Consider the following 13,484-nt stretch of genomic DNA (forward strand, 5'->3'; position numbering starts at 1 on the left):
AAAGGAAGTGCGATCGCTTAGGCTATTGGGCATAGAGATAAAAATTTAAGTATAAAAATATGCTTAATACCCTCAGCCCACTTACAGAAGACTTAGCAAGTAAAAGCTATCCTATTCCTGATTACTTGCAAACACAGCGCCGCATTCGTTCCCTCATAGATAAATATATTGCAGTCGAAAAACTAGACGATCGCCTACAAGATTTACCACTACAGTTTGTCAATCCTCAACCGCGTCCTTGGAAACACATCGACTGGCAAACAATTAACCGCAATCAAATTATCGGTTTAGACGCAAATGTATTTCTATCTATATTAATAGGTGCAATGGATACAGAAGCACCCATTCGCGGCTATACCCAAACCAGTCGCCAGTATTTAGAAAAATTGCATCCTCAAATGGCTCGGTTTGTTGGTGGAACTGTCCGTGAAAATGGCGAACTACTGGAACTTGGTTTATGGGAAAAGGAAGAACGTCAGCACACACCCGCATTAATCAAAATCTACACCCAATTAACAGGCGAGAAAATTACCCCAAAACTTCGGATTGTTAGAGGCTATCTCCCTACAGATGACGCCAAAGAAGACTTATATCGCCACGGCTTACACCGCATTGCCACAGAATACGGTGCTACCTGTCTTTATATTTGGTTGATGGCTCATACCACTGGCGCACTCCAGGATGTTCTAGAGGAACTAGCACAGGATGAAATCAACCACATGACTAAATTCTGGGGGTTTGGAGTCTGGGCTTTCCCTGATACTGGGTTGATGCGAATTGGACGCACGCTGATTAAAACGCGATCGCTAAACTATCAGCGTAACAACCTGATGCGTACTCTCCGCCGCATGATGGGTACACTCAACTGGAATGCTTGGTCATTAACTAACAAAACAACTCTCCTCTTCACCTTTGCCTACACAATGCATCGTCTGTGGAGTTGGAACAACACCCTCACACCAAAATATTTGCAAGATTTATTTGAAATAAATCATCAGTAATGACAAATAACAAAGGACAAATGACAAAATTACCCACCGATTTAAATCCCGAAAAGATACCTCAACATATCGCTGTCATCATGGATGGTAACGGCCGATGGGCAACCAGTCGAGGATTACCGCGCATCGCTGGACATCGCCAAGGAGCAAAAACGCTCAAAGAACTATTGCGTTGCTGCAAAGATTGGGGAATAAAAGCGTTGACAGCATACGCTTTCTCAACAGAAAATTGGCAGCGTCCTGTTGAAGAAGTGGATTTTCTGATGCATTTGTTTGAGCGATTATTACACCGCGAGTTGGCTCAGATGCATCAAGAAGGTGTACGAATCTCGTTTATTGGAGATTTATCGGCTTTACCTAAGTCTCTACAGACAGAAATGGAACGTTCAATGACAGAGACGTTAAACAATCAAGCAATCCACTTTACTGTTGCAGTCAACTATGGTAGCCGCAACGAAATTACCAGAGTTTGCCGTCAAGTAGCTCAACTCGTGCAACAGGGCGAACTCAATGCGGAACAAGTGAATGAAAGTTTTGTAGAACAGCATCTCTATACAGCAGATACTCCAGAACCCGATTTACTGATTCGTACTAGTGGTGAGATGCGATTGAGTAATTTTCTCTTGTGGCAAATGGCTTATACAGAGATGTATTTCACCGATATTCTTTGGCCAGATTTTAATCGAGAAGCATTTCATCAAGCTTTGTTGAGCTACCAAAATCGCGATCGCCGTTTTGGTCAAGTTAAAGCTTCAGTGTCAGCTTAGTATGCCAAACACCAGATATCGCCTCAAAATCAAACCAGATTTTTGCCATGAGCGATAAAGTAAAAGCACCCACACTACCACGATGGTATATGAGCGCTAATAAATAAAACATTATCGAGGATAATCTATCTGCTATGACAGACCGAAGTAACTATAAGAATAGCAGGCACTGGGTAAATAAACTGCAAGGGTAGTTACAAATGTTTTGTTAAAAATATTACTTACCGTAAATGTGATGCTTGACTTAGCCAAAATCCAGTTGATAGCGAAATCCTATTCTCCTCAAGAGCTGTTTGCTGCTTTGGTTTGGCAGCGTCAGTTCAATGAGTTTGATGGCGAAGAAGTGATTACTGACCTTTCCAACCACAAAAATTTATGGGCAAGCTTTCTGTTCACAAAACCAATCTTTGCACCAGATGAAAACGGTTTAAGCTTTGGTGGTATGGTCGATACCCTGCTTGCAATGGCGAACTATCGCCCCATGCCTGAAACCAGCATCATCCATTTCATTGCTTATCCTGCCGATACGTTGTACATCCTGACAGAGAACCAAGACACAAAAGTGTCTGAGCTTTTAGACTTGGGCAAAAAGTGGCGAGCTGATTCGGTAGAAGTAAGTGATGGCACGAATGAAGACTATGGTTTGCGGCTTAAGCGCCGACTGAGAACTAGATTGGAAGGGGGACTATGGGGTGAAGATGTTCACCAGGATTGTGATGCGGTTATTGTTACTTATTGGTGGGATTAAATTCTTGGAAGTTATTTCCACCGCTTTCTTCCCGATTTTACCTGCACCCAAATTGATCGGCGATCGCAGTCTCTTAATTTTTTGAGTAAATTATTCTTTGTTAGGTATTGAGCCGGAATTTCGCCTCAATACCTATATTCTTTATCACAAAATGAGACTTATGCAATTATTATTTTGTCAATATCGGAATCCGATTTTAACGTGAGTTCGACGAACCTCTCCCTCCCAGCCTCCCTCTCCGAAAAAATTCAGCTTTTGCTCCCCTCTCCGACACGGAGAGGGGTTGGGGGAGAGGTCAAATAATACTTGTCGAACTCACGTGATTTTATATTTGAACAGAGAAAATTCGGAAAGCTTATGAATCAAGCATCCTACCGAACATACTGTTCACAAACCATTCTGTATTTACTATAGTAACTATAGAAACTATCAATATAATTTATTGTTAATTCTTTCCAAAAATAGTATTTACTATTATTTAATACTTGCGATATTAAGCTGATTTCCTGGTAAGCAAATTCAGAAAAAATCCTGAAATGCAAAATTTAAAGTTAACAAGACCTCTTGCTAAATCTACTTTAAATTTACTTATCAATCCATTTTAAAATCGCAATCAATTTTTTCACTATTTTATTGGTGTTGGGAGTTATGATGGCAAAATATCTACTAGCTTCTGCTAGTGGGATGGGATTTTTATGTTTAATTGCTGGGTTATCACCTGTGCAAGCCCTTCCTAGTTTAAAAAGTGCAGATCAAAACGTAACTGTTAATCAAAACGATAGCAGCTATAAAAAAAATGATTCTCATCAAGGCGATTTAGCAAATAATATCTCCAGTCAATTGCTGATAGCTAATGATAGTCAAAAAAACTTACCCTCAGTCAATCAACAGCCAAAAAATCAAGATTTAGGAGTAGATTCTGCCGTTAACTTTCGGCAGCCAATCACACCACAATCTACAAGTTCATCTCCATCTTCAGACAAACTTGCTTCAGACAAACTTGCACAAGTAACATCCGTATCGCAATTGTCTGATGTACAGCCGACCGATTGGGCTTTTCAGGCACTCCAATCTTTAGTCGAGCGTTATGGTTGTATCGCAGGTTATCCCAATCAAACCTATCGCGGTAATCGAGCGATGACTCGCTATGAATTTGCTGCTGGCTTAAATGCTTGTTTAGAGCGAATCAACGAACTGATTGCGACCGCAACTGGTGATTTGGTCAAGAAAGAAGATTTAGCCGCGTTGCAGAAACTACAAGAACAATTTGCGGCGGAATTGGCAACATTGCGAGGTCGAGTAGATGCTGTAGAAGCTCGCACAGCAGAACTAGAAGCAAATCAGTTTTCTACTACAACCAAACTCAATGGAGAGGTAATTATTGCTGGTGTTGGTGCTAGCGGTGGCGCTCCTAATAACAGCGACTCGAACATCATCTTAGTCAATAGAGTGCGGTTAAATCTTACCACTAGCTTTACTGGTAAAGATTCATTAATTACTGGATTGCAAGCCTATAACTTTTTGGGTGGAGCCACTGGAGAGGGTAGCCTACAACAAAGTTTAGGATTAGCTTCGCCGCTTTTAAGTGCAAGTAGCGCTCGTACCAGTTTTGAGCCGCAATTTCCAGGGTTAAATGTCAATACTTTGTCAGGTGTTGGCGCAAACAGCGTTCAGCTTTACAAATTGCTGTATGTCTTTCCCGTGGCTAATAAATTAACCTTGTTTGCGGGAACTGCGGCGGAAACATCAGATGCTTTCCCAGTAATTACGCCTTTTTATGGTGAAGGACAAGAATCAATTTCTCGTTTTGGCAACTTGAATCCTGTGCTACGGGTTTCTGGTGGGACTTCGGGTACAGGTTTAGCATCGGCGGCGGGATTTATTTTTAATATTTCGCCAAATTTGGATTTAAGAGCTTTATACGGCAGTGTAAATGCTAATTTACCCGAAAAATCTGCGGCTGAGGCAGTACCAGGAGTTTCTACTACACCTTTGGGAGCAGGTTTATTTAGCGGTAGTAGTATTATTGCCACACAGTTAACCTTCAAGCCAAGTCCGGCTCTGGATATTGGTTTAAACTATGCCCACAGTTATCACGAAATCAATATTTTGGCTACAGGATTAGTTAGTAGTGATATCGGTGCTTTAGCAGGGGTTGCAACTGGAACACCGCTCACACTCAACTCTGTTGGTGGTACTGTAACATGGCGATTATCTCCCAAAATAGCATTATCTGGCTATGGTGCAGCAATATTTGCTGATGCTGCTTCTAATAGCGTAGATGCTTCCACCACCTTTACGAGTTGGATGGCGGGAATTCACTTCAAAGATTTATTCAAGTCAGGGAACACTGCCGGGATTCTTTTTGGTCAGCCACTTTTCCGTAGTGATACTGGTGGTTCTGCTCAACTTACCCCCGCAGGCGAGAATCGAGCGACTCCTTACCATTTGGAAGCCTATTACCGCCTTCAAGTTAGCGATAATATCAGCATTACCCCTGGTGCATTTGTTCTCTTTAACCCAGAAGGTAACAGCAATAATGACACTACGACTGTAGGTGTACTTCGGACTACTTTTACGTTTTAAGAGATTGGAAATATGGTCAAAATCCCCCAATAAATTGGGGGATTTTAGGATTGGGTAACAAAGTTCATATAGCAATCCTAAATAATTCGTGAAAAAAATCTGTTGCCTATTCCCTATTGCCTACCTCCACGACTAATTTCACAGATCAAATAGGATTGCTACAGTAATAAAAATATTGCCCTATCTGACTAGTATCGTGACAAAAAACCTTGACTCGATGCTTAACCCCACTAAGGTTTGTAGAATCTAAACCCTAAAAATAAAGTAAAGGACTTCCAAATAAAAAAATATCTAATTAATTCTTGTGGGGTGGGCGTCTCGCCCGCCCAGTCCATAGGGCGGGCAAGATGCCCACCCCACAATATTGGATAATTTATTTCTTGGAGTTCCCTAAGTAACCCTAGCCCATCGTAGGCATCGCCCTAGAAATAACCTAATTGTTTCTTCTACCTGATTTACCAGTTTGATTGGAGAGTTGGTGCTTTTGTATAACTCGCTCAATCTGGCAAGTCACCGCATCTATTCTATGTTTAACTTTATCAAAGTCAATATTCACCCAAATATAGGCTTTATCAGGTTTTTGCTGCTTAGAATTCATATATTGATTTACTTGTCAATATATTTTTTTATATCTACACAATATATCCCTCTCAACTTTTAAACTACTTTCTCTAGACGTATAAGTAGATATGCTTAATATTTACTTAATATTTTACAGGGCGATTTGTAAGGCTACGGCTAGCTGTGCGTCCCCACTAAAAAAGACGCGATATTCCGCGCCTCTGGCAGCTAAAATCCAAATTTTAAGTATTAGCTTAAACCTTTGTTTGTAGATATTGCACCAGCTGCGGCGCTTGCATCACTCCCTCTATCCGATCCACAGGCTGACCCTGCTTAAATAGTACTAAGGTTGGTAGAGCGGCAATTTTATACTGAGTAGCCAAATCTGTGTATTTCTCTGTGTCGATTTTAACAATTCGCAGGCGATCCTTAAGTTGGGCATTGACTTGCTCTAAAATTGGCACCATCATTTGGCATGGGCCACACCAGTCAGCGTAAAAATCTACTAATACAGGTACATCAGAAGCAGACAGCATCTCTTCAAAGCTGTTAAATTGCTTTTTAGTTGCCATGTGATACACACCGATTTTCAATTGTTTGTTTCAATAGTAATTCTTAGAAAAAAAAAGCGGTATAGGTTCATGGGTTTTTGTTGGAAAAGGATTAAATTAGTCAATATAGAATGATTTGCCAGCAAAAAATCTTAAATAATTATAATAAAATCCGTATATTATTCTTGTTTGTGTATGTGGATTAAATATGTCTTTAAACTTATCATGACCAAGCAAATAACTATAGATATTTAATTATCCAGACAATATTCAGATGTTCCCGAAATCACCATAAGATAATTAGCGCGGTATTTCTAAGATTGAGGAACATTGAATGACACTATTACAAGATAAAGTTGCAATTGTCACAGGTGCATCACGAGGAATTGGTCGAGCGATCGCAATTGAATTAGCTACACAGGGAGCGATCGCAGTTGTCAATTATGCCAGTTCTAGTGCTGCTGCTGAGGCAGTTGTTGCAGAAATTACAGCAGCAGGAGGTCAGGCGATCGCTATCCAAGCAGACGTTTCTAAAGGCGATCAAGTAGACGCACTAGTTAGCGCCGTCACCGAAAAGTTTCGCCGTGTGGATATCTTAGTCAATAACGCAGGTATTACCCGCGACACACTGCTTATGCGTTTGAAGCCAGAAGATTGGCAAGCAGTGATAGACCTTAATCTAACTGGTGTTTTCTTATGTACACGCGCCGTCAGTAAAATCATGCTCAAGCAGCGATCGGGACGGATTATCAACATTACTTCCGTTGCAGGGCTAATGGGCAATCCAGGTCAGTCTAACTACAGCGCCGCCAAAGCAGGTGTAATCGGCTTCACCAAAAGCGTTGCCAAAGAACTTGCTACTCGTGGGATCACCGTTAACGCCGTCGCCCCTGGATTTATCACCACCGATATGACCAGCGATCTCAACAACCCTGAAGATATTCTCAAATACATCCCACTTGGCCGCTTCGGTCAACCTGAAGAAGTCGCTGGAATGGTGCGCTTCCTCGCCGCCGATCCCGCCGCAGCTTACGTCACTGGGCAAGTTTTTAATGTCGATGGCGGTATGGTAATGGCCTAAATAGTGCTGAGTGCTGAGTTAGGAGTTACGAATTATTAACTTTTGTATTGGCGTGGCAAGTTTAAAATAGTGCATTAGACGTAGGTTGGGTGGAGCAAAGCCTCCAACGCCACTTGCTACAACGCGGGAAACCGCAAGGGCGCAGTGGCTCCCCAACCTACAATTTTTTTGCAAGATTAATAATCGAGGGAATGCTCATTCTCATTTAGGAGATAGGCAAGGAGCTATAGAAGATTACCAGAAAGCTACTGAACTTTTGGCTGAGGAGGGGAAGATAGCCGATGAAGGGGACTTCTATGATGATAAAGGTAAGCTAATTTGCATAATAAGTACTGAAGAAGTATAAAAAACAAACTTACCTATCAGTCAATACAGTTCAGTTAAGCTTTTTTCTCTCCCCTTGCTCCCCCTGCCTGCCTTAACAGATAAATTTGCTTAACTGAACTGTATTGGCCTATCAGTTACATAGCAGGGCTAGCATTGTAATGCTCACCCTACAAGCAACTAAGGCTGTTGGCGTATCCTTTGCCAGATAGTAAAGCCTAAAAGAAGGATAATGCTACTGGCGGTAGCCAGCATCACAGGCAAACTCATACCTTGTATTCTCATCGCCAGCAAGTTGAAAACTAAGGTAATTGACCAAAGCGTGAACGCAGCATGGCGTTGGGAGAGTCCCCAAGCAAGTAAGCGGTGGTGCAGGTGATCTTTGCCAGGAGTACTCAGAGGGTTATTTCCTGCTAGTAGCCTTCGCACAAATACTTGGGTTGTATCTAGCACCGGTAACAACAGAAATAAAACCGTAGGAATTAGGGCATAAACTGTGTTTTGTTGCAGTTTACCCAAAATACTCGTTGCTGCCAGCACATAGCCAAAAAAGTAGGCTCCGGCATCACCCATAATAATTCGTGACGGATGGAAGTTATGGCGCAAAAAGCCTAGTGCAGCACCTCCCAAAGCTGCAAGTACCAAGATTGCTGCTGCACGATTGTTAAATTGGGCTGCAACCCCCAACAAACTCATGGCAGTAATAAAGCTAATTCCTCCTGCCAAGCCATCCATACCATCCATCAAGTTGATGGCGTTGGTAATCCCTACTACCCACAGTACTGTTAGCAACATGGACAGGAAGGAGTCGATGGGAGTGCCAAACATAACTTTGACACTGATACCATTAGCGACGAGCAACAGCGCCGTCACAATTTGCGCCCACAATCGAACTGAGGGCGGTAAACCGAATTGATCGTCGATAAAGCCCACAAGAACTAATATCGAACCCCCCAACAGAATAGTGAGCACCTGAGCCAACACGTTTTGGAGTTCGATCGGTCGTAAAAGACTAGCTAATACCAGGGCGGCAATCACACCCGCGTAGATAGCCAGCCCCCCCGCATTGGGTAAAGGTTCTCGGTTGAGTCGCCGTGCGTTGGGTTGGTCAGCCCAACCTACCCGCAAGGCGAATTTGCGTACTGTCGGAATTAAACGCCAAGTTACAACCCAAGCTAAAAGGAACGTAAATACTACTGCCAACCAGCCGGTGCCGCTAGGGTCGGCAATACCAAGGGACTTAAGGGAGTTGTCTAGATTCATCTCCCAATTCAAGCATTACTGCCAGTATCTAATATGAGCATCACCTGTATATTAATCAATTTTTTATTTCCATTTGTAACTTGAGCCACTTGAGAGATTAGCACTCTGGCGCTGTGAGTGCTAAATTGTCTAATGGAAGCGCTGGAGAAATGAAACATGGCGAAAATTATTGCATTTGACGAGGAATCTCGGAGAGCTCTAGAAAGGGGTGTTAACGCCCTTGCCGATGCTGTAAAAATCACCTTGGGGCCTAAAGGTCGCAATGTCCTTTTAGAGAAAAAATTTGGCGCACCTCAAATTGTCAACGATGGTATCACTGTTGCCAAGGAAATTGAATTAGAAGATCCTTTGGAAAATACTGGTGCAAGACTCATCCAGGAAGTGGCCTCAAAAACTAAAGATGTCGCTGGGGATGGTACAACCACCGCCACCGTTTTAGCACAAGCCTTAATTCGAGAAGGTTTGAAGAACGTCGCGGCGGGTAGTAACCCTGTTAGCTTGAGACGCGGGATCGACAAAACTATTGAGGCACTGGTACTGGAAATTACCAAAATAGCCAAGCCAGTAGAAGGAAGTGCGATCGCTCAAGTTGCCACTGTTTCTGCTGGTAACGATGAAGAAGTTGGCAATATGCTAGCCCAAGCAATGGAAAAAGTCACCAAAGATGGTGTAATTACCGTTGAAGAATCTAAATCCCTAACAACTGAACTAGAAGTCGTTGAGGGGATGCAGATTGACAGGGGTTATATTTCTCCCTACTTCGTCACCAACAACGAACGGCAAATTGTGGAATTTGAAAACGCCCGGATTTTGGTGACAGATAAAAAAATCAGCAGCATCCAAGATTTAGTGCCGATTTTAGAAAAAGTTGCCCGTTCTGGTCAGCCTTTGCTAATTATTGCTGAAGATGTCGAAGGTGATGCTTTGGCAACTCTGGTGGTGAACAAAGCACGGGGTGTACTAGCCGTGGCTGCGATTAAAGCACCTGGGTTTGGCGATCGCCGCAAAGCTTTGTTAGAAGATATTGCGATTCTCACCGATGGACAGTTGATTTCGGAAGAAATCGGCTTGAGTTTGGATACAGCTGCTATAGAAGCGCTGGGAACTGCCCGCAAAATCACCATTGACAAAGAAAGCACCACAATTGTCGCTGGTAGTGTCACCAAGCCAGAGGTACAAAAGCGGATTGGTCAAATTCGTAGACAGTTGGAAGAAACCGATTCTGAATACGATCAAGAAAAACTCCAAGAACGCATCGCCAAGCTTGCTGGCGGCGTGGCAGTGATTAAAGTGGGTGCGGCAACCGAAACCGAACTCAAAGACCGTAAACTGCGGATTGAAGACGCGCTGAATGCCACTAAAGCTGCTGTGGAAGAAGGTATTGTTCCTGGTGGTGGGACAACCTTAATTCACTTAACTAAGGCGGTAGAAGCGATTAAAAATACCCTAGAAAATGACGAAGAAAGAATTGGGGCTGATATTGTCGAACGAGCGCTAGAAGCCCCCTTGCGCCAAATAGCAGACAACGCTGGTGCTGAAGGTTCTGTAATTGTCTCGAAAGTTCGGGATAGCGACTTCAACATTGGTTACAACGCCGCTACTGGCGAATTTGAAGACTTGATTGCTGCTGGTATTATCGACCCTGCCAAAGTTGTGCGTTCAGCTTTGCAAAACGCTGGTTCCATTGCTGGTTTGGTCTTAACCACCGAGGCGATCGTTGTTGAAAAGCCAGAGAAGAAATCCGCAGCTGCTGCCCCTGACATGGGCGGTATGGGTGGCATGGGCGGCATGGGTGGCATGGGTGGCATGGGCGGCATGGGCGGCATGGGCATGTTCTAACTTCTGCTCACCCAGATAAATATTTTTTTCGCAGTTTGTCTTGCCAAGGCAAACTGTTTTTTTATATAGGAATCTGGTTTGATTACTGAAATTATTTGCGTAGATAGGCAAAAGGCACTCTTGCAATAGGCAAGAGGATTTCAGAAGATTAAGGTATACCGAATTTTTTTCAGAAATCAAATATAAGTATAAGTCCTACATAGCACAAGCCTTGGTGGTTAGGACATCATCTGTACCGTTTCACTTTAGGATTGATACAAATAGGCAGCAGGGGAGCATACTTCGACTACGCGGAAATCGAGCGACTTGCACTGAGTTTCGACACAACGACTGCGCTCAGTGCATCGCTTGGCGGTAATCGAGCGACTTGCACTGAGTTTCGACTACGCGGTAATCGAGCGAAGTCGAGATTCAACTACCGCGGCGTCGAAGTGAGTCGAGATTCAACTACCGTGCAGTCGAAGTGAGTCGAGATTCAACTACCGCGCAGTCGAAGTGTCCCTAGTCCCCAGCCCTTGCTATACTTACTTACCATTGCTGATTCAGAGCCGATATGTTATCTCTATTGCTGGGAAGTAGCTGGGCATAAATAGAAATAATTATTATGGGTATCAGTAATTAGTTGTCAATACAACTAACCACTAAAAAATACCGATTCCTAAATTCCCCAATCTAAATAACTCCTTAATTTAAAAATTACACTCTTTGTATTAATTTTTGTAATATTAATAGCAAAAGCTGAAATAAATCACAATGCCTCATGGTGCTAAGTAGGGAATCTTACTTCTTTACTAAGCACTGGAAAAGAGCAACTTGTCCAATTCCCAATTCCCAATTTCTAATGTAGGTAATATTGCATGGTACGAAAACTGCGTCACCTTCCTAAAATAGTTACCAAGATATATGAAGATGAGTTCTATCACCAGCCAGGGACTATACCTGGAACCATTTTTATTGATGCAGATGCTCCGCCACCGATAATTTTCTTGATTGACTATAACCAAACAAATTTCACCCGCCAACAAATAGCAACTCCAGAGGAGTGTATTCCCTATTTGGAGATGGAATCGATTTCTTGGGTAGATGTACAAGGTTTAGGTAGTCAAGATATATTACAACGATTGGGTAAAGTTTTTGAGTTACATCCTCTAGTTTTAGAAGATATAGTCAATGTGCCGGAGCGCCCCAAAACAGAGGATTATGAAGACCAATTGTTATTTATTGCCCGGATGGTAGTACCAAAGGAAAAAACATGTGGTTTTTATAGCGAGCAAGTAAGTTTGATATTAGGGAAAAATTATTTGCTGACAGTACAAGAAGAACCAGAACATGATTGCTTTGAAGCGGTGCGATCGCGAATCGAAAAAAACAAAGGTATCATCCGAAAACAGGGAGCGGATTATTTAGCTTACGCTGTGTTAGATGCAATTATTGATGGCTTTTTCCCAGTGCTAGAGCTTTATGGTGAGCGAATCGAAGAATTAGAAGAAGAGGTAATAGTCATACCTACCCCACAAACACTCCAAAACATTTATCAAATTCGGCGAGAATTACTGCAACTACGTCGTGCTATCTGGCCCCAGCGAGATGCAATTAATTCCTTGATTCGAGATGGTAGTGATTTGATTAGTGAAGAAGTGCGAATTTATCTACGAGATTGTTATGACCATACGGTACAAGTAATGGATATGGTGGAAACTTACCGAGAACTAGCATCTGGATTAATGGATGTGTACCTTTCGGCAGTGAGTAATAAAATGAATGAAATCATGAAGGTACTAACGGTAGTTTCAACAATTTTTATTCCCCTGACTTTTGTCGCCGGAATATATGGTATGAATTTCAATCCTGAAAAATCACCATATAATATGCCTGAGTTGAATTGGTATTGGGGCTATCCACTTTGCTGGGCAGTGATGTTAGCGATCGCATTTGGTTTGCTATTCTTTTTTTGGCGACGAGGCTGGCTGCAAAATTCTGTAGTAATCAAACGCAATTAAAAATTGCAGATGAACGATAAGTAAAATATATATTCATTAGCACCGGGAGTTAAGATTTTTGAGTTATGAGGAGTAGCGACCAGAATTTAGTAGTTTTGACGATTTATATTATCGGTGTTTCTTATGTTTTTAACCGTATGGTTGAATCCATCGATGATCAAGTTAAATTTGAGTTTAAAAAAGGAATGGTTGACGATCAACTCAAAGAACAAAATCTCGACGATAAAATTGGAATTTCCTTTAAACTCAAATCCTCATATCCAATTGACGATTTGAAAGATTTAGGAATTAGCATTGAAAATAAATCCGATCAAGTTGCTATCTATGTTGACTGGGACAACAGTTCTTTAGTAGTTGAACATAGCAAGCAATCGCGCCGCGTAATTCGGAAATCACCAGACTTAACCCGCGACTTAGCTGTACCCCAAAGTCCGAGCCTGATTGCTCCCAAGAAAACACTTTCGGAAACGGTGACAGCAGAAGATGTTTTCGAGCGCGATCAAGTAGCTGGAACCTATTCAACAAAAAAACCACTAATCGATATCAACGGGCTACAAAAGGGGCAAAAAAAGCTGTACAACGACTTTATTAACAGAAGAAAGGAGTTAGACTTTTCCCTACAACTGGTGCTGAGGATATCTGAAGTGCGTTTAGGTTTAGCCCCAGGTCGTGATTTTCCTCCCATTAGCATTATCAACTGTCCTTTCACAGTCAGGAAACTACCTTGGACTTACGCTCTACCTTGGAATAAAAAAAAGTAATG

11 protein-coding genes are annotated in these 13,484 nt (G+C 42.3%); 8 read left to right on the top strand and 3 right to left on the bottom strand.

Annotated features, from left to right (window positions below):
* Positions 1 to 59: 59 nt before the first annotated feature.
* From RMX98_RS03675 to RMX98_RS03690, 4 genes are all read left to right on the top strand, one after another.
* Positions 60 to 1,001: a ferritin-like domain-containing protein gene (locus RMX98_RS03675; protein WP_322681649.1), complete on the top strand. Its 942-nt coding sequence runs from the start codon at positions 60 to 62 to the stop codon at positions 999 to 1,001.
* The gene (locus RMX98_RS03680; protein ID WP_409881053.1) at positions 1,001 to 1,768 is read left to right on the top strand and encodes an isoprenyl transferase; all 768 of its coding nucleotides are present in this window, start codon (positions 1,001 to 1,003) and stop codon (positions 1,766 to 1,768) included. Before RMX98_RS03675 ends, RMX98_RS03680 begins: the two co-directional genes overlap by 1 nt.
* A 205-nt stretch (positions 1,769 to 1,973) precedes the next feature.
* Positions 1,974 to 2,516: a hypothetical protein gene (locus RMX98_RS03685; protein ID WP_322681648.1), complete on the top strand. Its 543-nt coding sequence runs from the start codon at positions 1,974 to 1,976 to the stop codon at positions 2,514 to 2,516.
* Positions 2,517 to 3,167: 651 nt separating this feature from the next.
* Positions 3,168 to 5,102, top strand: coding sequence for an iron uptake porin (locus RMX98_RS03690; RefSeq protein WP_322681664.1), 1,935 nt, complete (start codon positions 3,168 to 3,170; stop codon positions 5,100 to 5,102).
* 433 nt (positions 5,103 to 5,535) lie between these two features.
* Here the strand turns inward: RMX98_RS03690 and RMX98_RS03695 are convergent, their stop codons facing one another.
* Both RMX98_RS03695 and trxA read right to left on the bottom strand, forming a co-directional pair.
* Complete coding sequence (locus RMX98_RS03695) at positions 5,536 to 5,700, bottom strand: hypothetical protein (RefSeq protein WP_322681647.1); 165 nt, start codon at positions 5,698 to 5,700, stop codon at positions 5,536 to 5,538.
* A gap of 217 nt (positions 5,701 to 5,917) precedes the next feature.
* Complete coding sequence (trxA, locus tag RMX98_RS03700; RefSeq protein WP_109007859.1) at positions 5,918 to 6,235, bottom strand: thioredoxin; 318 nt, start codon at positions 6,233 to 6,235, stop codon at positions 5,918 to 5,920.
* Between the two features lie 313 nt (positions 6,236 to 6,548).
* Between trxA and fabG the strand changes: the two genes are divergently transcribed.
* Positions 6,549 to 7,295: a 3-oxoacyl-[acyl-carrier-protein] reductase gene (gene fabG / locus RMX98_RS03705; protein WP_322681646.1), complete on the top strand. Its 747-nt coding sequence runs from the start codon at positions 6,549 to 6,551 to the stop codon at positions 7,293 to 7,295.
* 504 nt (positions 7,296 to 7,799) lie between these two features.
* Here fabG and RMX98_RS03710 read toward each other — a convergent pair.
* Entirely contained in the window at positions 7,800 to 8,882 is a 1,083-nt protein-coding gene (locus tag RMX98_RS03710; protein WP_322681645.1) for an MraY family glycosyltransferase, read from the bottom strand.
* A gap of 156 nt (positions 8,883 to 9,038) precedes the next feature.
* Here RMX98_RS03710 and groL point away from each other — a divergent pair, with 156 nt between their 5' ends.
* The 3 genes from groL to RMX98_RS03725 all read left to right on the top strand — a co-directional run bounded on the left by groL (position 9,039) and on the right by RMX98_RS03725 (position 13,482).
* Positions 9,039 to 10,721, top strand: a complete 1,683-nt coding sequence (gene groL, locus RMX98_RS03715) for a chaperonin GroEL (protein WP_322681644.1) — start codon at positions 9,039 to 9,041, stop codon at positions 10,719 to 10,721.
* Between the two features lie 857 nt (positions 10,722 to 11,578).
* Complete coding sequence (gene corA, locus RMX98_RS03720) at positions 11,579 to 12,721, top strand: magnesium/cobalt transporter CorA (RefSeq protein WP_322681483.1); 1,143 nt, start codon at positions 11,579 to 11,581, stop codon at positions 12,719 to 12,721.
* Positions 12,722 to 12,786: 65 nt separating this feature from the next.
* Complete coding sequence (locus tag RMX98_RS03725; protein ID WP_322681482.1) at positions 12,787 to 13,482, top strand: hypothetical protein; 696 nt, start codon at positions 12,787 to 12,789, stop codon at positions 13,480 to 13,482.
* The last annotated feature ends 2 nt before the right edge of the window (positions 13,483 to 13,484 follow it).

Origin of the sequence: Nostoc sp. DedQUE02, assembly GCF_034531035.1 — a bacterium.
Classification (GTDB): Bacteria; Cyanobacteriota; Cyanobacteriia; order Cyanobacteriales; family Nostocaceae; genus Nostoc.